The organism is Alteromonas infernus (genome assembly GCF_902705815.1).
In genome coordinates this window covers 35,765-55,163 of the sequence record NZ_CACSIG010000054.1, presented here as the reverse complement: position 1 = coordinate 55,163, position 19,399 = coordinate 35,765, and the positions used below count along the sequence as shown (strand labels likewise).

General features: G+C 45.9%; 13 protein-coding genes and 1 pseudogene. 9 read left to right on the top strand and 5 right to left on the bottom strand.

The window, feature by feature from the left end:
• Positions 1–6: 6 nt before the first annotated feature.
• From ACX5J7_RS12855 to ACX5J7_RS12840, 4 genes are all read right to left on the bottom strand, one after another.
• The gene (locus ACX5J7_RS12855; RefSeq protein ID WP_498707313.1) at positions 7–1,215 is read right to left on the bottom strand and encodes a type II secretion system F family protein; all 1,209 of its coding nucleotides are present in this window, start codon (positions 1,213–1,215) and stop codon (positions 7–9) included.
• Positions 1,216–1,282: 67 nt separating this feature from the next.
• The gene (locus ACX5J7_RS12850; RefSeq protein WP_278383611.1) at positions 1,283–1,714 is read right to left on the bottom strand and encodes a pilin; all 432 of its coding nucleotides are present in this window, start codon (positions 1,712–1,714) and stop codon (positions 1,283–1,285) included.
• 535 nt (positions 1,715–2,249) lie between these two features.
• Complete coding sequence (gene nadC / locus ACX5J7_RS12845) at positions 2,250–3,104, bottom strand: carboxylating nicotinate-nucleotide diphosphorylase (RefSeq protein WP_015067810.1); 855 nt, start codon at positions 3,102–3,104, stop codon at positions 2,250–2,252.
• A 19-nt stretch (positions 3,105–3,123) separates the two neighbouring features.
• Positions 3,124–3,642, bottom strand: coding sequence for a retropepsin-like aspartic protease family protein (locus ACX5J7_RS12840; protein WP_012519426.1), 519 nt, complete (start codon positions 3,640–3,642; stop codon positions 3,124–3,126).
• A 175-nt stretch (positions 3,643–3,817) separates the two neighbouring features.
• On the opposite strand from ACX5J7_RS12840, the gene ampD reads away from it, so the two are divergent.
• The 7 genes and pseudogenes from ampD (at position 3,818) to ACX5J7_RS12805 (ending at position 13,435) form a co-directional block, all read left to right on the top strand.
• Complete coding sequence (gene ampD, locus ACX5J7_RS12835; protein WP_012519425.1) at positions 3,818–4,354, top strand: 1,6-anhydro-N-acetylmuramyl-L-alanine amidase AmpD; 537 nt, start codon at positions 3,818–3,820, stop codon at positions 4,352–4,354.
• 30 nt (positions 4,355–4,384) lie between these two features.
• Positions 4,385–5,254 (top strand): beta-lactamase regulator AmpE, encoded by an 870-nt coding sequence (gene ampE / locus ACX5J7_RS12830; protein ID WP_015067808.1) that lies wholly within the window; start codon positions 4,385–4,387, stop codon positions 5,252–5,254.
• A gap of 339 nt (positions 5,255–5,593) precedes the next feature.
• Positions 5,594–6,340, top strand: a complete 747-nt coding sequence (gene pdhR, locus ACX5J7_RS12825) for a pyruvate dehydrogenase complex transcriptional repressor PdhR (RefSeq protein ID WP_024016767.1) — start codon at positions 5,594–5,596, stop codon at positions 6,338–6,340.
• 210 nt (positions 6,341–6,550) lie between these two features.
• Entirely contained in the window at positions 6,551–9,226 is a 2,676-nt protein-coding gene (aceE, locus tag ACX5J7_RS12820; protein ID WP_015067806.1) for a pyruvate dehydrogenase (acetyl-transferring), homodimeric type, read from the top strand.
• Between the two features lie 21 nt (positions 9,227–9,247).
• Complete coding sequence (gene aceF / locus ACX5J7_RS12815) at positions 9,248–11,302, top strand: pyruvate dehydrogenase complex dihydrolipoyllysine-residue acetyltransferase (RefSeq protein ID WP_020744110.1); 2,055 nt, start codon at positions 9,248–9,250, stop codon at positions 11,300–11,302.
• 132 nt (positions 11,303–11,434) lie between these two features.
• Positions 11,435–12,857 (top strand): annotated as a pseudogene (lpdA, locus tag ACX5J7_RS12810) (dihydrolipoyl dehydrogenase).
• A 140-nt stretch (positions 12,858–12,997) separates the two neighbouring features.
• Positions 12,998–13,435, top strand: coding sequence for a hypothetical protein (locus ACX5J7_RS12805; RefSeq protein ID WP_232367898.1), 438 nt, complete (start codon positions 12,998–13,000; stop codon positions 13,433–13,435).
• Here ACX5J7_RS12805 and ACX5J7_RS12800 read toward each other — a convergent pair.
• Positions 13,432–14,502 (bottom strand): LysR family transcriptional regulator, encoded by a 1,071-nt coding sequence (locus ACX5J7_RS12800; RefSeq protein WP_012519417.1) that lies wholly within the window; start codon positions 14,500–14,502, stop codon positions 13,432–13,434. The genes ACX5J7_RS12805 and ACX5J7_RS12800 overlap by 4 nt on opposite strands.
• A 436-nt stretch (positions 14,503–14,938) precedes the next feature.
• Here ACX5J7_RS12800 and ACX5J7_RS12795 point away from each other — a divergent pair, with 436 nt between their 5' ends.
• Both ACX5J7_RS12795 and ACX5J7_RS12790 read left to right on the top strand, forming a co-directional pair.
• The gene (locus tag ACX5J7_RS12795) at positions 14,939–16,225 is read left to right on the top strand and encodes an efflux RND transporter periplasmic adaptor subunit (protein WP_278384276.1); all 1,287 of its coding nucleotides are present in this window, start codon (positions 14,939–14,941) and stop codon (positions 16,223–16,225) included.
• Positions 16,225–19,347, top strand: coding sequence for an efflux RND transporter permease subunit (locus tag ACX5J7_RS12790; protein ID WP_498707312.1), 3,123 nt, complete (start codon positions 16,225–16,227; stop codon positions 19,345–19,347). The genes ACX5J7_RS12795 and ACX5J7_RS12790 overlap by 1 nt, the downstream gene beginning before the upstream one ends.
• Positions 19,348–19,399 lie beyond the last annotated feature (52 nt).

The following is a 19,399-nucleotide window of genomic DNA, read 5'->3' as shown; positions in this document are numbered from 1 at the left end:
GATAAGTTATACCACGTTACCCATTTCGAATATAGGCAGGTACATGGCCACAATCAAGCCGCCGATAACCACACCAAGTACAGCCATGATCATAGGCTCAAGCAAGCTGGTTAAGCCGTCTACCATGTCATCAACTTCTGCTTCGTAAATGGTGGCAATTTTACTTAGCATTTCATCTACCGCGCCAGACTCTTCACCTATGGCTATCATTTGCGTCACCATGTCAGGAAATACTTGGGTTGCGCGCATGGCTACATGCATAGGCATACCACCGGCCACTTCTTTTCGTATATATAAAATGGCATCGCGATAAACCGCGTTACCGGATGCCCCCGCTGCCGACTCTAACGCGCCTATTAGCGGTACACCTGCCGCAAAGGTGGTGGCAAGGGTTCGGGTAAAGCGTGCGATACTGGCTTTTTTGAGTATTTCGCCGATAACAGGAATTTTTAAAATATTGCGGTCTACCGTATCGCGAAGCTTTTGACTGCGCCTATGGGCGCGCACAAACATAAACCCTGCGGCAGCAAAACCCATGGCGATAAAAATACCGTAGTCTTGCACAAACCGCGATATAGCCAGTACGAACTGTGTAAACGCAGGGAGTTCAGCGCCAAAGCTGCTAAATATTTCTTCAAACTGAGGTACAACGAATATAAGCAGAATAGTCGTAACGATAAAAGCAACAACCAAAACCGCGATAGGGTAAAACATCGCTTTTTTGATTTTTGATTTTAGTGCTTCGGCTTTTTCTTTATAGGTGGCAATACGGTCGTAAATAGTTTCAAGGGCACCTGACTGTTCGCCCGTGTAAACCAAATCACAATACAGGTCGTCAAAATAAAGGGGGTGTTTTCTAAGTGCCGATGACAGTGGGTTACCGGATTTGACTTCATCGGTGATTTCACCAAGCAGTTTACGCACCGAAGGGTTTGCATGACCTTGCGCTATCATATCTAGTGACTGAATTAGCGTAACACCCGCGGCAAGCATAGTCGCGATTTGACGTGAGATAACGGATATGTCTGCTGGCGTAATTTTCTTTGCACCGCCAAACAGGGGCTTTGCAAGTTTTTTAACTTTGTTAGCTGAGATACCTTGGCGACGGAGTAGGTTTTTTGCTTCCGATAACGACGCTGCAGACACTTCACCTTTACGCGCCTGCCCGTGTCGGTCTTTTCCTTGCCAGGTAAATGTAGTTACAGCTTTTGCCACAGTCTTTCCTTATTCAAACAATAAAGCCCAGTTCTAGACTGGGCCTTCGGTTGCTTAAAGATGCAAATTAGCAAAGAGTTGCTGGGTTACAGGCCGCTGTCCATGTAACTCGGCCGCCGTTAAGGGCTGGAGTAAGAACATAAGTGCCTGGCGCAGGAACGTCCATATCGCCATGCGCCGTAGCGGTGATAACACCGTTTGCGCCGGTATCAACGCCCACAATGTCTGGGTTAGCGTTAGCTGCAGATGCAGCTACCGTTGCAGGTATGCCATTAGAGTTTTGGACGCAGTTTGCTAAGTCGCCAGTTGTTTGAGCACAAACTTCTACAGCAGATTTTACTGCAGCTGTTGCATTTGTGACTTCAGTAAAACGTGCTTTTTGCGTGTAGTTCTGATAAGCAGGCAATGCAATTGCTGCAAGAATACCGATAATTGCAACAACAATCATTAATTCGATTAGGGTAAAACCTTTTTGGTTTTTAGTGTTCATGTTCATCATGGTTTTTCTCCGGGACGCGTATACACGCTAAGTTTAAATGTAATTCAAATTGACGTTTATACCCGAGTCGTCCTTGTCAACGCCCCTGGTACTTGATACTCAGTATAGAATTTTATTAGTCGCTGACAAGTATAGGCAAATATACGTATGTCTAGCTTTTGCAGTATGACATGGTTCGTTATGCCTGTGCAGGCCTTATCACTTGTACTTTCGTATAAAAGTTAATGACTTATCTACGTATATCTAGCTATACACAGAGAACATCGAAGAGAAATGACGGAAGATATAAGTAACTTATCGTATTTCGGTTTATACCGCTACGCGCTCATATTCATTGGCTTAAACAAACAGTATTTACGCTAAATTCCTAACAAAATAAGAAATACAAAACACAAAAAATAAACGGCGATTAGCGATGGATAAATGGGTGTTTTCGTATTAGTTAACACATTTTAGTGCTACGAAAACACCATCGTCTTTCGCGTTACATCAATACAATTGTGCTCTTTCGTTTTGCGTTATATCACTTGCTTTGCTAAGACAAATTGATACGTAGTGACAAATCTATAGCCTGAACGTGTTTCGTTAACGCGCCAGATGAAATGTAATCTACGCCCAGTTTGGCAAGCGACGCCAGTCGTTCATCAGTAATGTTCCCTGATACTTCCAGTTTACATTGGCCTTTATTAAGCGCTACTGCCTCTTGGATCTGTTCGTTAGTAAAATTATCTAACATAACAATATCGGCTCCTGCAGACAGGGCTTGTTCAAGCTCGGCTACGTTTTCAACCTCTACTTCCACCGGCTTGCCCGGCATCATAGATTTCGCTCGGCTTATCGCCTTTTCAATATTGCCACATGAAAAGATATGGTTTTCTTTGATAAGGAAAGCGTCGAATAGGCCAACACGGTGATTTTGTCCACCGCCGCAGCGTACGGCGTATTTCTGCGCATAGCGAAGCCCGGGTAGGGTTTTGCGCGTATCGAGAATTTTAGTGGTAGACCCTTCTAAATATTTGGCATAAAACGCAGTGACTGTGGCGGTAGCTGACAGTGTTTGCAAAAAATTAAGCGCGGTGCGTTCGGCAGTGAGAATCGCTCTGGCAGAGCCTTCTAAGCTAACAAGCAAGGTGTCAGCGGCAACACTGTCGCCATCTTTTACATGCCAAGTTAGTGATACCGATTCATCAATAAGCGCGAAGGCTTGTGTTGCCCAAGCGATACCGCACACAACGCATGGTTCGCGAGTAATTATCGAAGCCTTAGCATTTACGCTTTCGTCTATCAGGTTTGCGGTTATGTCGTGCGCGGCATCTAACTCGCCGCCAAGGTCTTCAATAAGCGCGTTAGAGACCTGTTCTCGTATCGCTTGCATATCTGGTGATGTCATCTTCATCGCTATGGTCTATTTAAAGGGTACGCAATATTAACCAATCTCCGCGCTGAGTAAACTCTAATTGGCGAAGAACACTCATTCCAAGCAGTATATGGTCATCCTGCATACCGGGGTTTAGGTTTGCTTTAACATTGCGCACCACAATGTCTCCAATGCGCAAGGTATTTATGGTAGATTCGGCAACTCTTACTACGCCATTGGCGGTACTGGCTAAACCTTCGCGGCCGGCTTTCAGCTGAAGGCGATTGGCTAAGTGAGCAGGTACTGCAACATCGGTTGCGCCTGTATCCACTAAGAACACCACTTCTTCGCCGTTTATATAACCTGTGGTTACATAGTGCCCCTGACGATTCTGCTTTAAGCGCACTTCGGTTTGAGAGCCAATGCGTTCAGACCTAGGTTCGCTATTTGGGTTAACCTGTTTCTCTAATAAGTCTGAGAAAACGAACACTAAAAGGCCGAAACCACAGATCCATGCCAGTGCAACCATCCATTTGCCCGTTGATGCCGTCGGGTCTTGTTGTTCATTCATGCATAAACCTTTTTTAATTCAAAGTGGTGGCGAACTAAGCGTTTAGTTTCCTCAATGCTTTATCAAACAGACAATATGCGAGAGCTGCTTGATTTTTAAAGTATTGCAGTGCCACACTTACAACACTATACAATGTAGGCGGTTACGCTAAAAATCAAATATCGAATCAAACACTATGGTGCTTTATAATCAAGCAATCTTCACCGAAAGCCCTCATGCAGACCCTCGGCCTGACAACACCGACGTCAGCCTTTTAGTTATACACAATATTTCATTGCCGCCATCACAGTTTGGTACGCCTGGCATTCGGGAATTGTTTACCGGAACGCTCAACCCAGACGAGCACCCTTTCTATAAAGAAATAGCGGGGCTGCGGGTGTCTGCGCACTGCGTTATATACAGAACGGGGGAGGTTGAGCAGTTTGTTCCGTTCGACCAGCGAGCATGGCATGCCGGGCTGTCGTCGTTTCAAGGGAAAAGCCGTTGCAACGACTTTTCCATTGGTATTGAGCTAGAAGGTACAGACACCTTGCCATTTACCGATGCGCAGTATCACGCCTTAGGTGAACTAACTGATTTTATTACAAAGCGCTATCCTCGGATCACTTTAGGGCGTATCGTAGGACATAATGACATTGCACCGGGGCGTAAAACTGACCCGGGTGAAGCCTTCGATTGGGCACGTTATAGAATGCGAATATCGCAAGCGTAAGTGGTTTAACTAAAAAGGAAACACACGCCTATGATGCTAATGAGTTTACTGTTGGTTCTCAGCTTAGAGCGGCTGATATCCAAAACACCAAGCTGGCATATTGAAAAGTATGCGTCCCAATATCGCGATTTTCTGCAGAAAAAAGGGTGGTTAGGTGAGAAAGCCTCTTCGGCGGCACTTTACTTTTACCTTTTAGTGCCCGCGTTATTGCTAGGGGCTATTGAATATTGGCTGCTAGGCGCTTTTCTTACCTTTATTGAGCAAAGCATTGTGCTGTTTATCTGCATAGGTTGCCCAGTGCTAAGAGGAATTTATAAGAACTTCCTTAACGCTGCACAGCGGGGTGACCTGCAAGCCTGCAGCATGTATACCGATCAGCTAGGACACTGTGCAAGTCAATCTGACAGCGACGGCAGTGCAAGTGCAGAAGGAAAAAGCTTTGGCCAGCACCTTACATGGCTTAACTATCAGCATTATGCTGCGGTGATGTTGTGGTTTATCGCGTTTGGTGCACCAGGGGCACTTTTTTACAGCATAAGTAGAAGCACTACGGAAGCCTTATGCGGGGCTAATCACCCTTTAAAAGGAGCGGCGGGAAGATTAATGTTTGCGCTCGACTATATTCCGGTTCGTGTGACGGCATTTGGTATGTTGATGATGGGGCATTTCTCCCGCGCCTTGCCAGAGTGGCTCAGTCATGCGCTTCAATTTGATGTACCTGCGTATGATGTGCTTACCCATATTTCTGCCAAAGCTGAGGTTTTAACCCCTGAAGAGCACCAAATGCAGGCTGAAAATGCAGCGATTGAGCCGCGAGTACTTGTAAAGTTAGCAAAACGTAATGTTATTTTTCTACTTGTTATTACCTCTGCATTAACGCTGGTAGGCAGCCTCGCATAATCAATATTTTTAATATTTACGACTTCGTGAGCGTTTGGTCTATTTATTAACTGTAAGTAGATCAAATGCTTTGCATCGCATCACGGGCTCTTTTTGCCTCATCAGACCAGTTGTCGCCTTTTTACTTTTCTTAACAAATTCAATAATAAAGCTTAACACAAAGCAAATCCCTGTGGCTTTGCTATGCTTGGAAGTATTTACCTCGAATTCGATCTGCCTTAAACTAGATAGGTAAAATGGTATTACCAATTGTGTCTGTGATTAAATTATCTCCGATTATTTTTTACATTCACCACCGTTATATCAGTACTGATTTAATTTAAAGGATACGAAGCGCGCATGCGTCAGCAGCGAAAAAAACTCTCTGATGTGATTACCGAACAACTCGAGTCAATGATACTCGACGGTACGCTATTGGCCGGTCAAAAGTTACCGCCAGAAAGAGAGCTCGCGTTAGAATTTGACGTTTCCCGTCCTTCACTGCGAGAAGCTATTGGTAACCTGCAGGCACGCGGTCTGGTCGAGCGCAAGCAAGGTGGCGGTACGTTCGTAAATCGCAACCTTAATTCAGCCATGACAGACCCGCTGATGGACCTGGTTAGTCAGCGCCCTGAAACCCAATTCGACTTGCTTGAATTTCGTCATGCCCTTGAGGGAATGGCAGCGTATTACGCAGCACTTCGTGGGCAACCTGAAGATTATGAGGCGTTAAAGCAAGCACTTAACGATGTACCTACGCCTAAAGCGCATGAAAGTAAACGTGCTCAGGCAGAAGCATTGGGTCAGTTTTACATCATTATGGCAAGGGCATCCCACAATATGGTGCTTTTACATGTAATGAGCACCATGCAAAGTATGCTGGTGGACAATATTGAACGAAATTTTGACATGTTGGCAGCGCACCCTGAAGCGGTGGAAGACATTGCGAAACAGCGTCGCGAAATTGTAGAGGCGATTGCTTCTCGCGACCCGGAAGCTGCGCGCCAAGCATGTAATACGCATTTAGCGTTTATTGAAAAAACGCTATTAACCATTAATCAACGCGATACACGGGTTCAACGCGCATTGCGTCGATTAGAGATTTAGTTACTTGGCTAAGGCTAGCTAAGCAAGGCTTAGGTAACTATTCATTCGCAGAGGCCGGTCAGGTTTTTCCTGTGCCACTGCAAAAGCAGGTGAGCCAGATTGGGTCACTGTGAGTACAAAGTAATTTAGTTTTCCTTCTTTTGGCGCCTTTATGATAAGAGGCAATGCTAAGGGAGGATTTTCTATATAAGCAAAAAATAGGATGGCACCATGTCTGATATGATGCACCAAGATGTAGATCCTCAAGAAACTAAAGAGTGGATTGATGCGCTTGAGTCGGTTTTAGAAGAGGAAGGCGTAGAACGCGCCCACTATTTACTCGAAAAACTTATTGATAAAGCACGTCGCAGCGGAGCGCATTTACCGTATGACGCTACTACTGCCTACATCAATACTATCCCAGTAGCGCAAGAACCAAAAATGCCTGGTGACTTGACCATCGAAGCGCGCATCCGTGCCGCTATTCGTTGGAACGCATTGATGATTGTATTGCGTGCATCGAAAAAAGATCTAGAGCTTGGTGGCCACATTGGTAGCTTCGCATCATCGGCTATGCTTTATGATGTAGGTTTTAACCATTTCTTCAAAGCACCTAATGAAAACCAAGGCGGGGACTTTATTTTCGCGCAGGGCCATATTTCTCCAGGAATTTATGCGCGTTCTTACATGGAAGGCAATTTAACTGAAGAGCAGTTGAATAACTTCCGTCAAGAATGTGCGGGCGATGGTCTATCGTCTTACCCACACCCTCACTTGATGAAAGACTACTGGCAGTTCCCAACCGTATCTATGGGTCTTGGTCCACTTCAAGCTATCTACACAGCACGCTTCCTTAAGTACCTAACTAACCGTGGTATTAAAGACTGTTCTGGTCAGCGCGTATACTGCTATATGGGTGACGGTGAGTGTGATGAGCCAGAAAGCTTGGGTGCAATTGGTCTAGCCTCTCGTGAAGGCCTAGACAACCTAACGTTTGTTATCAACTGTAACCTTCAGCGCCTTGACGGCCCGGTACGTGGTAACGGCAAAATTATCCAAGAACTTGAAGGTACGTTCCGCGGCGCAGGCTGGGAAGTGGTGAAAGTTATTTGGGGTAGCTACTGGGATGAGTTACTAGCTCGCGATAAATCTGGCAAGCTTATTCAGCTTATGGGTGAAACCGTAGACGGTGAATACCAAAACTGTAAAGCCAAAGGCGGCAAGTACACCCGTGAAAACTTCTTCAACAAGTACCCTGAAACAGCGGCACTTGTAGCGAACATGTCTGATGATGACATCTGGCGTCTAAACCGTGGTGGTCACGACCCAGTTAAAGTATTTGCAGCTTACCAAAAAGCCATTGATACCAAAGGTCGTCCAACAGTAATCCTTGCTAAAACGGTTAAAGGTTTCGGTCTTGGTGCATCAGGCGAAGCACAGAACGTAGCGCACAACGTTAAGAAAATGGACGTTGATTCAATCAAACAGTTCCGCGACCGCTTCAACATTCCAGTAGCTGATGAGAAAATTGAAGAACTGCCATACTTCAAGTTTGACGAAGACAGCGAAGAAATGAAGTATCTTCGTGCACGTCGTGAAGCATTAGGTGGTTACCTGCCTTCTCGTCGCGAGCAAGCAGAAGAACAGCTTGAAATTCCAGAGTTAAGCGCATTCGATGCTATCTTGAAAGGTTCAGGCGACCGTCAAGTATCATCAACCATGACGTTTGTACGTGTGCTTAATGCGTTGTTGAAAGATAAGAAAATTGGTAAGCGCATTGTGCCAATTATTCCTGATGAAGCCCGTACCTTCGGTATGGAAGGCTTGTTCCGTCAGGTAGGTATTTATGCTAACGAAGGCCAGAAATATGTGCCTCAAGATGCAGACCAAGTGGCTTACTACCGTGAAGACAAGAAAGGTCAGGTACTGCAAGAAGGTATTAACGAGCTAGGTGCAATGGCGTCGTGGGTAGCGTCTGGTACGTCTTACTCAACCTGTAACGCGACCACTATTCCGTTCTATATCTACTACTCAATGTTTGGTTTCCAACGTGTTGGTGACCTGGCATGGGCAGCAGGCGATAGCCAAGCACGTGGTTTCCTATTAGGCGCAACTGCAGGTAGAACCACACTTAACGGTGAAGGTCTACAGCACCAAGACGGCCACTCACATGTTCAGGCGAACCTTATTCCTAACTGTATTACTTACGATCCAACGTACGGTTACGAAGTCGCGGTTATCGTTCAAGACGGTCTACGTCGTATGTACGGCAACAACGAGAATGTGTTCTACTACCTAACATTGATGAACGAGAACTACCAACACCCTGCAATGCCAGAAGGTGATGATATTGCCGAGCAAATCATTAAAGGTATCTACAAGCTAGAGCGCGTTGAAAACGACAAGTCTACGCTTAACGTTCAGCTAATGGGCTCAGGTACTATCTTGAACGAAGTGCGTAAAGCGGCACAGATTCTGTGTGAAGACTACAACGTGTCTTCTGACGTTTACTCTGTGACTTCATTCAACGAGCTAGCCCGTGAAGGTCAAGACGTTGCGCGCTACAACATGCTAAACCCAGAAGCCGAGCAAAAAGTTCCTTACATTGGTCAGGTCATTACGAAAGACGCAGGTCCTGCGATTTCTGCCACTGACTATGTGAAGAACTACTCAGACCAAGTACGCGCGTTCATTGAAACTGAATACCGCTGCCTAGGTACAGACGGTTTCGGTCGAAGTGATAGCCGCGAAAACTTGCGTACTCACTTTGAAGTTAATGCGTCATACATCGTGGTGGCATCACTTTACGAATTAGCTCAGCGCGGCGACGTTGAGAAGAAAGTGGTGGCAGAAGCCATTAAGCGTTTTGACATTAACGCTGAAAAACTTAACCCACTTTACGCGTAAGCCAGATAAGGTATTTTACATATGTCAGATATTCAAAAGATTATCGTACCCGATGTAGGCGGTGACGAAGTTGAAGTTATCGAGCTATGTGTTGCCGTAGGCGACAACATTGAAGCCGATGAAGGCGTTGTTACTGTTGAAAGTGACAAGGCGTCAATGGACATCCCAGCACCGTTTGAAGGTGAGATTGTAAGCCTGTCTGTATCAGTAGGCGATAAAATCAAAGAAGGCGATGTGATTGGTGAAATGAAGGCTGCAGGTGGTGGCAGTTCGGATGAGAGCAGCGCTGAAGAATCATCTTCAGACGACGCTTCACAAGAAGACGCGCCTAAGCAAGAAGAAGCTCCAAAAGAAGAAAGCAAGTCAGATTCAGCGCCTGCTGCTTCTGGTACCAGTGAAGTGATTGAAGTTGCCGTACCGGATATCGGCTCTGATGACGAAGTAGACGTTATCGACGTGTTGGTTTCAGTGGGCGACACCATCGAAAAAGAAGATGGTCTTATTACCCTTGAAACTGATAAAGCGACGATGGACGTTCCCTCAACACACGCGGGTACAGTGAAAGAAGTTCTTATCAGTAATGGTGATAAGGTAAAAGAAGGCACGGTAGTGATTAAGCTTGAAATAGCTGGTGAAGGCGGTTCAAGCGAATCGTCTTCAAGTGCATCGTCTTCAACTGAGAAAGCTGAAAAATCAGAAGCGTCTTCTAACGAAGAGTCGAGCCAACAAGAATCAGCACCTAAAGCAGAAGCAAGCAGCGAGACTATCGAAGTTGCTGTACCTGATATTGGTGAAGACGGTGAAGTTGACGTTATCGATGTACTTGTATCGGCTGGCGATACGGTTGAGAAAGAAGACGGTCTTATTACGCTAGAAACTGATAAAGCTACCATGGATGTACCTTCAACACATGCAGGTACCATCAAGGAAGTCTTTATTAAAACAGGCGATAAGGTTAAGCAAGGCACATTGGTTGTTAAGCTAGAAACTAGCGGTGGTGAAACTTCAGCGCCAGCGTCTGAAAAGCCAGCTGAAGCACCTAAACAAGAAGCGCCTAAGAAAGAAGCATCAAAACAGTCTTCGCAACAAGCCGAGTCTCAAAATCGCTCTCCTGTGCCTCCAGCGCCAGAAGCGAAAAGTACAGGTAAAGCACACGCTTCACCATCAGTACGCCGTGTTGCGCGCGAGTTTGGTGTAGACCTAACTCAGGTTAAAGGCTCAGGCCCTAAAAACCGTATTTTGAAAGAAGACGTTCAAGCTTATGTGAAAGCGGAACTGGCTAAGCCTAAAACTGCGGCCGCGTCAGGTAATGCCCCTGCGGGTGACAACGTACTTCAAATTGTGCCGGTTAAGCCTGTTGATCACAGCAAGTTTGGTGAAATTGAAGAGCAAAAGCTTTCGCGCATTCAGAAGATTTCTGGCCCGTTCTTACACCGTAACTGGGCGACGATTCCGCACGTTACGCAGTTTGATGAAGCCGATATCACAGACGTAGAAGATTTCCGTAAAGAGCAAAACGCTTACCACGCGAAGATTAAGTCTGGTCTTAAGATTACGCCGCTAGTATTCGTAATGAAAGCGGTAGCGAAAGCCCTTGAGAAATACGAAGTATTTAACTCATCACTGTCTGACGACGGCGAAAGCTTAATTATCAAGAAGTTCATTAACATTGGTATTGCGGTGGAAACACCGGGCGGTCTTGTAGTTCCTGTTATTCGCGACGTGAATAAGAAAGGCATTGAAGAACTTTCTCGCGAGCTTATCGAAACATCGAAGAAAGCCCGTGAAGGTAAGCTTAAAGCTGCAGACATGCAGGGTGGTACGTTTACTATCTCTAGCCTAGGTGGTATTGGCGGTACGGCGTTTACGCCTATTGTAAATGCACCAGAAGTCGCCATATTAGGTGTGTCTAAGTCTGAGATGAAGCCTAAGTGGAATGGTAAAGAGTTTGAACCGCGTCTGATGGTGCCTTTGAGCCTGTCATACGATCACCGTGTAATCGATGGTGCAGTAGGTGCAAGATTCTCTACCGAGGTTGCTGCAAACCTAACTGACTTACGCAGAATCATACTTTAAATAAAAGGTCGAAAAAGTTTACAATATCAGTAACATTTTCGACGATTTTATCAGCCCATTTGGTGGCATTTAGGTTATGCTATTACACAAAAGTAATAGCATAACCCTACAAGAACAGGATTGAGGTTCACAATGAGCGAAATTAAAACGCAATTGGTGGTACTGGGCGGCGGCCCTGGCGGTTATTCAGCAGCTTTCCGTGCAGCTGACTTAGGTATTGAAACAGTTATCGTAGACTCGCGTGACACCCTAGGCGGTGTTTGTCTTAACGTTGGCTGTATCCCTTCAAAAGCCCTTCTTCACGTTGCTAAAGTGATGAAAGAAGCGAAGCACCTTGCAAGTCACGGTGTATCGTTTGGCGAGCCTACCATCGATTTAGACAAAATCCGTGAATACAAAGACGGCGTTGTTAAGCAGTTAACAAACGGCCTTAGCGGCATGTCTAAAATGCGTAAAACCAAGCATGTACAAGGCTTTGGTAAATTCACAGGCGCAAACACCCTAGAAGTAAAAAAATGGTGACGACGTTACTACTATTACTTTTGAAAAAGCGATTATTGCTGCGGGCTCAGAGCCAGTAAGCCTACCGTTCATCCCTGAAGATGACCGCGTAATCGACTCAACTGGCGCACTGGAAATGAAAGACATTCCAGAGAAGATGCTAGTACTAGGCGGTGGTATCATCGGTCTAGAAATGGGTACTGTGTACGAAGCACTAGGCTCAAAAATTGACGTAGTTGAATTCTTAGACCAGCTAATTCCAGCTGCTGACAAAGATATCATGAAAGTATTCATGAAAGACTACAAAGAAAAATTCAACATCATGCTTGAAACCAAAGTGACTGCGGTTGAAGCGAAAGACGACGGCTTGTACGTAACGTTTGAAGGCAAGAATGCACCTTCAGAGCAAGTGCGTTACGACAAAGTATTGGTTGCTGTTGGCCGTAAGCCAAACGGTAAGCTAGTTGGCGCTGACGCTGCTGGCGTTAATGTTGACGATCGTGGCTTTATCAATGTTGACAAGCAAATGCGTACCAACGTTGACCACATCTTCGCAATCGGTGATCTTGTTGGCCAGCCAATGCTTGCCCACAAAGCCGTTCACGAAGGTCACGTTGCTGCAGAGGTTATTGCAGGGCAGAAGCACTACTTCGACCCACGCGGCATTCCTTCAGTTGCTTATACCGAGCCAGAAGTTGCTTGGGTTGGTGTTACTGAGAAAGAAGCGAAAGAACAGGGCCTTAGCTATGAAACAGCGACGTTCCCTTGGGCTGCATCTGGCCGTGCGATCGCTTCTGATGCCACTAACGGTATGACGAAAATGATCTTCGATAAAGAGTCAGGCCGCGTTATCGGTGGTGCAATGGTAGGTACAAACGCAGGCGAAATGCTTGGCGAAATTGGCCTAGCATTAGAAATGGGTGCTGACGCAGAAGACGTTGCACTTACTATTCACGCTCACCCAACGCTTAACGAGTCTATTGGTCTTGCGTCTGAAATCTTCGAAGGAAGCATTACTGACTTGCCAAACCCTAAAGCGAAGAAAAAGAAGTAACATAGCTTCTTTTAAAAATACTTTGAAAGCCCTCTTCTAAGCGGGCTTTTTTGTACTATGCTTTTAATTCACGTGCTAATTTCAAACGAAAATTTAGGACGTTAGTAAATAGAACGCTAGTAAATAGTAAGCGGTGGTAGATGTCGGAAAAAATCACAGATCCAATTAAAGTACAGTCAAAACACGGTGAATACAGCATCGAACTACAGGGGAACATTATTCGCCTAGACGGCAAAGGCGTAGTAACAAAAGCGTTATTCCAACTTTATCACGAAGATGTAAAAAAGCTCGCTTTGCCTTTAGGTGGGCAGCCCTGGGGTTTTTTAATATCTGTTAAAGGCGTAGGCATATTAACCCCTGACGCCGAGCACGCGTTAATAGATTCGGTACGGATGAGAAAGCAATATGGAATGCAAGCATGTGCCTTTGTTACTACCCATGCAGACATTCCAGCGCTCGTGAAAAGTCAATTTGAGCGAGTTTATAAAGCCGCAAGTATTGCCTGTTATTTTTGCGATTGTGAAAGCGAAGCCCTTAGCTGGCTAGCCACACTAAACTGCTTTTTAGAAACAGATTAGGCCGTTTCCTTCCCAGTTATCACTTTTGCTTCTTCATCATTACTCGGCGTGCTCAAATGTGCTGGCGTAAACCCTTCACAGTCCATGTTTCTCTCATCCATAAAACGCTTCACCGTGTCAGCGCAGTACGCCTTGCGACAGCATTGAGAAAGCAACATTTCGTGGCGTTGAACCCGCTCTCGAATAAACTTTACCACTAAACCGCGAAGCCACTGTAAGCCGGCGTCTTGGTCTTGACGTTTATGCCACATCACTGACAGCGGCGAACTGACGATTTCAATAGGCGTTTCAAACACGGCCAGCTCGCCAGAAAATATCTCTTTTTCCATTACAAGCGATGGCGCTACACAAATAAGATTACTCTCTTTTAATAACGGAGTGGCGTTGTGGAACTGATTCACCGACATAGCAACACGGCGCCTAAGGCCTAAATTTGCTAATACTTGATCAGTTGGCCCGCTTACATCGCCGGTTACTGAAACCAGTAGATGGTCGGCCGCTACAAAGTCTTCCAAACTAAGCTGAGACTTAGCTAATGGATGGTCGGGGCGCATGACTACCACCCAGCTTGGGTCAAGCACGTGCTCAGCGCGAATAACCGAGCCTGGCTCTTGGTATTTTGAAAAGGTGAGTTCGGCTTCGGCGTCCTTTAGGATCTTGTCCGTCTCCATATCATAGTTCGGGATAGCGTGGATATTGATACCCGGCGCTTCATTCTCAATAACCTTACGCAGCGGTCCCCATACCATAGAGACAATATTGTCGGTGGCGGCAATACGAAAGGTACGTTTAGCTGATGCTGGGTTAAAGTCGGTAGGGTTTACTGCAACCTCAAGCTCGCCCAATGGCCCTTGAATTTGGCTCCACAGATTTTTAGCGAACGAAGTCGGTTGAATACCGCGCCCGTCTTTCACGAATAGTTCATCGTTCCATGCAGTGCGCATACGCGAAAGCGCATTGGAAACGGCGGGCTGCGTCATTGATAGCCTATCTGCTGCACGGGTAATTGCCCCTTCAGTCATAATGGCATCAAAAATCATTAATAAATTTAAATCATGTGGACGCATCGTCGTCTCCAAATATCGTTTACTCATTATATATAAACTAAACGTAGTATAACGCTTGTGAGCAAGTCTCGTACTATGTTATTGCTTTCAAACAGCATGAAAATGCTTGTGATAAGTACCTTTAATACCACTCGTTGCTATTTAAGGCTCTGATATTTAAGGGCTTATTTATTTAAATTAACAACTAGCGCAATGCTTACGTTAATAAATAACCGAACATATACCATCTTAAGTTTACGCCCTTGAAACCTTGTTGTAACGCGAAGTTTGCCAGTGTTTATCACTTCATTAACGCTTTTAAGGCGTTTTTTCAGTCTGCATCAATATATAACATCGTGTGATGTGTTGCATATGAAAAGATAATTATTTTTATTGTTTTGGGGTGTGCATAATGCGCGGCATCAAACTTTAGTTTAATTTTTTAGAGAATCTTGCAATGAAAACTTTTACCCGTTTATTGGCAATAGTAAGCCTAACTGCGCTAGTCGCTGCATGCGGTGACGAGCAGGATCCAGGTCAATCCATGAGCGCTGGCGCACATACTGGTGTGCCTGTTGATGTGGCTACGGTTATCACCCAGCGTTTAACCGAGTGGGATAATTTTACCGGCCGCTTAGAGTCCCCTCATATTGTTGCATTGCGCCCACGTGTATCGGGCTATATCGACTTTGTTGCATTTGACGAAGGTGAGTACGTCGAGCAAGGCCAAACTTTATTTCTAATTGATAACCGTACGTTTAAAGCGGAAGTCGACCGTTTAACCGCGCAGCTTGAAGAAGCGAAAAGCCGCGTTCAGCTTGCTGAGCAGAACTATAATCGCGCGTTCAAACTTCGCAAAACGCAAGCGGTGTCTGAAGAAGTGCTAGACGCCCGTTTAGCAGAAAAGAATCAAGCGTTAGCAAGCTTAAATCAAACACAAGCTGCCCTTGAAGTGGCGCGCCTAAATCGCGGTTTTGCGCGTGTTGAAGCGCCTATTTCAGGTCGTATATCTCGTGCCAATATCACGGAAGGTAACTTTGTTACTGCAGGTCAAACAGAACTTACTCGTATTGTTTCTACCGATCGCCTATACGCGTACTTCGATATTGATGAGCAGACTTACTTAAATTATTTGAGTGACAATTCAAACGGCAATAAAAAAGCATCAACTGCCGTTAGCGATCAACCCGTAGCTATGCGCCTTGCGAATGAATCGGATTATCAGCACTGGGGCCAAATAGACTTCATTGATAACCAAGTAAACGGCAGCACGGGTACGTTGCGCGTTCGCGCAGTATTTAACAACGAAGATGGCCGTTTAATTCCTGGCCTATTTGCACACCTTAAACTTGCAGGTGACACCGATGAACAGGGCATTCTTATTAAAGAAAAAGCTATCGGCACAGATCTTAATAATAAGTTTGTACTGGTTGTAAACGACGAAAGTAAAGTGGAATACCGTGCGGTTAAGCTAGGCGACAAAGTGGGCAGCATGCGCATCATCACAAGCGGCTTGAATGTAAACGACACCATTGTAGTTGATGGCTTACAGCGCGTTCGCCCTGGTGCCCAAGTTGCCGCTAACGAAGTGCCTATGGGTGATGAAGATGCTTTGGCAAACTTATCTAGCTGGCAGTCACGTGTTGATAATGCAACACAAGTAACCCAAAACATGGCGCAGTATGAGGATGTTTTATCTGGTGGTTCATTTGCCACAGGTACAGCAACAGCAGGTCTTAAGTAATGAACATTTCGCAGTTTTTCATTAGCCGCCCCATTTTTGCGGGCGTGCTTTCCCTACTCATATTTATTGGTGGTGCCATTGCTGTGTGGCAGCTACCAATTACCGAGTACCCAGAAGTCGTGCCGCCTACCGTGGTTGTCACGGCAAATTACCCGGGTGCCAACCCTGAAGTTATTGCAGAAACCGTCGCCACGCCATTAGAGCAAGAAATTAATGGTGTTGAAGACATGCTGTATATGTCGTCTCAGGCAACCAGCGATGGCCGCATGACCTTAACCATCACTTTCGCCATTGGGACAGATCCAGATGATGCAACAACGCTGGTACAGAACCGCGTTAACCGCGCTACACCGCGCTTACCACAGGAAGTACAGCGTTTAGGGGTTGTTACCGAAAAGTCATCGCCAGATTTAACCATGGTGGTGCATTTAACCTCGCCTGATAACCGTTACGACATGTTATACCTGTCTAACTATGCCGACCAGTTTGTTAAAGATGAGCTAGCGCGCATTAATGGCGTAGGGCAAGTGCGCCTGTTTGGTGCCGGTGAATTCAGCATGCGAGTGTGGTTAGACCCTAACAAACTGGCTGCACTCCAATTAAACCCTGGCGATGTAGCAGCTGCTATTGCAGACCAAAACCAGCAGGCGGCGGCAGGTAGCTTAGGCGCACAGCCAACAGGCTCAAGCGAATTTCAGCTGCTTATCAATGTGCGCGGCCGTTTAAAAGATGAAGCCGAATTTGAAAATATTATCGTTAAGTCGGGCGAAAACGGCGAAATTACGCGCTTAAAAGACATTGCACGCATTGAACTAGGTGCAGATAACTACGCCTTGCGTTCGCTGTTAAATAATAACCCGGCAGCCGCTATTCCTATTTTCCAGGCACCCGGCTCTAACGCTATCCAGATATCAGATGATGTGCGAGCGCGCATGGCTGAACTGTCACAAATGTTTCCTGATGGTTTGGAATACGACATTGTCTACGACCCCACGGTATTTGTAAGGGGCTCTATCGAGGCTGTGGTAGATACCTTGTTTGAAGCTGTATTACTTGTTGTATTGGTAGTTGTGCTGTTTCTTCAAACATGGCGTGCGTCTATCATTCCCTTGGTTGCCGTGCCTATATCATTGGTAGGTACCTTTGCTTTTATGCAGCTAATGGGGTTCTCTCTTAATGCGTTGTCATTGTTCGGTTTGGTGCTGGCAATTGGTATCGTGGTAGATGATGCCATTGTGGTAGTGGAAAACGTAGAGCGCAACATTGCAGAAGGTAAGTCGCCCTTTGATGCAACCGTTCAGGCAATGAAAGAAGTGACTGGGCCCATTATAGCCACAACGCTAGTCTTAGCCGCTGTTTTCATTCCTACAGCCTTTATGAGTGGTCTTACCGGGCAGTTCTATAAACAGTTTGCACTTACTATCACTATATCTACAGTTATATCGGCGATTAACTCGCTGACTCTTAGCCCTGCACTGTCTGCGCTATTGCTTAAGCCTCATGGTAAAGCTAACGACTGGCTAACCCGCGGTATGGACAAAGTGTTTGGCCGTTTCGTGTTTACCCCTTTTAACCGCGTATTCGAGCGAGGCTCAAAAAAATACACCGGCGCTGTGGGTGGGTTAATTCGTAAGAGTGGTATTGTGGTGGTGTTATATGCGGGGCTTATTGCGCTTACGTACAACCAGTTTGCAACGACGCCTACCGGCTACGTGCCCGGCCAGGATAAGCAATATTTGGTAGCATTTGCGCAGTTACCTAATGCGGCAAGCTTGGATAGAACTGAAGAGGTTATTCGCGAAATGTCACGCATTGCCATGGAGCACCCTGGTGTATCTGACGCAGTGGCTTTCCCGGGGCTTAACATTAACGGTTTCACTAATAGTCCAAGCTCAGGTATTTTGTTTACCCCGCTTAAACCTTTTGATGAACGTCAATCCCCCGAACTGTCGGCGGGCGCGATTGCCGCAAAACTTAATCAGCAATTTGCTTCTATTAAAGGCGCGTATGTGGCTATCTTTCCACCTCCGCCAGTAATGGGGCTAGGTACCATTGGTGGCTTCCGTTTACAGGTAGAAGACAGAGGGAATTTGGGTTTTGAGGCGCTTGAGCGTGTTACCCAAGAGGTGATTGGCAAAGCGTGGGCACATCCTGCTCTAACCGGTTCATTCACCAGCTTTACCGTTGCCGTCCCCCAGCTTGATGTAGATGTGGACCGCGAAAAAGCGGTAAGTCAGGGGGTGAACATTGATACGTTATTTACCACTCTTCAAGCATATTTAGGCTCGCTGTATGTCAATGATTTCAACCTGTTTGGCAGAACCTATCAAGTTAATGTTCAGGCTGATGCCCAATATCGTCAGGAAATTGGTGATATTACCCAGTTTAAAATTAGAAATAGCCAAGGAGAGATGATCCCGCTGGGTTCTTTCTTAGACGTTCAACATAGCGCAGGGCCTGACCGCGTTATGCATTACAACGGCTATGTCACCGCTGAAATAAACGGTGCCCCAGCGCCTGGTTATTCGTCTGACCAAGCGAAGGCAGCTATTGAAGAAATACTGGCTGAAACGTTACCACTTGGCATGACTTACGAGTGGACTGAGATCACCTATCAGCAAATATTAGCCGGTAATGCATCAGCGTTTGTATTCCCATTAGTTGTGCTTTTAGTGTTCTTAGTACTGGCTGCGCAATACGAAAGCCTGCGTTTGCCACTGGCAATCATATTGATTGTTCCCATGACCTTGCTGAGCGCGCTTATAGGTGTGCAGATTTACGGTGGTGACAACAATATTTTCACCCAAATTGGCTTAATTGTATTGGTAGGACTCGCCACAAAAAACGCCATACTCATTGTCGAGTTTGCAAAAGAGCTACAAGACAACGGGATGGACGCGCTTTCAGCCATTAAAGAAGCAAGTCGCTTACGTCTTCGTCCAATACTAATGACATCAATTGCGTTCATTATGGGTGTTTTACCTATGGTTATTTCTACCGGCGCTGGTGCTGAAATGCGCCAGGCGATGGGGGTTGCCGTATTCTCAGGCATGATAGGCGTAACCTTCTTTGGCTTAATCCTTACCCCTGTATTTTACTATTTGCTAAAGCGCAAAGGTTAACTCTCCCGTCTACCCAAGCGTTGCCCTCTTAAGGGGCTCTTTAGGCCACTCA

Bases quoted from the DNA above. Each gene is read 5' to 3' on its own strand.
- pdhR (WP_024016767.1), top strand. From the start codon at position 5,594: ATGCGTCAGCAGCGAAAAAAACTCTCTGATGTGATTACCGAACAACTC.
- ACX5J7_RS12800 (WP_012519417.1), bottom strand. From the start codon at position 14,502: ATGCGTCCACATGATTTAAATTTATTAATGATTTTTGATGCCATTATG.
- ampE (WP_015067808.1), top strand. From the start codon at position 4,385: ATGATGCTAATGAGTTTACTGTTGGTTCTCAGCTTAGAGCGGCTGATA.
- aceE (WP_015067806.1), top strand. From the start codon at position 6,551: ATGTCTGATATGATGCACCAAGATGTAGATCCTCAAGAAACTAAAGAG.
- ACX5J7_RS12840 (WP_012519426.1), bottom strand. From the start codon at position 3,642: ATGAATGAACAACAAGACCCGACGGCATCAACGGGCAAATGGATGGTT.
- ACX5J7_RS12795 (WP_278384276.1), top strand. From the start codon at position 14,939: ATGAAAACTTTTACCCGTTTATTGGCAATAGTAAGCCTAACTGCGCTA.
- nadC (WP_015067810.1), bottom strand. From the start codon at position 3,104: ATGACATCACCAGATATGCAAGCGATACGAGAACAGGTCTCTAACGCG.
- ACX5J7_RS12790 (WP_498707312.1), top strand. From the start codon at position 16,225: ATGAACATTTCGCAGTTTTTCATTAGCCGCCCCATTTTTGCGGGCGTG.
- ACX5J7_RS12850 (WP_278383611.1), bottom strand. From the start codon at position 1,714: ATGATGAACATGAACACTAAAAACCAAAAAGGTTTTACCCTAATCGAA.
- ACX5J7_RS12805 (WP_232367898.1), top strand. From the start codon at position 12,998: ATGTCGGAAAAAATCACAGATCCAATTAAAGTACAGTCAAAACACGGT.
- aceF (WP_020744110.1), top strand. From the start codon at position 9,248: ATGTCAGATATTCAAAAGATTATCGTACCCGATGTAGGCGGTGACGAA.
- ampD (WP_012519425.1), top strand. From the start codon at position 3,818: ATGGTGCTTTATAATCAAGCAATCTTCACCGAAAGCCCTCATGCAGAC.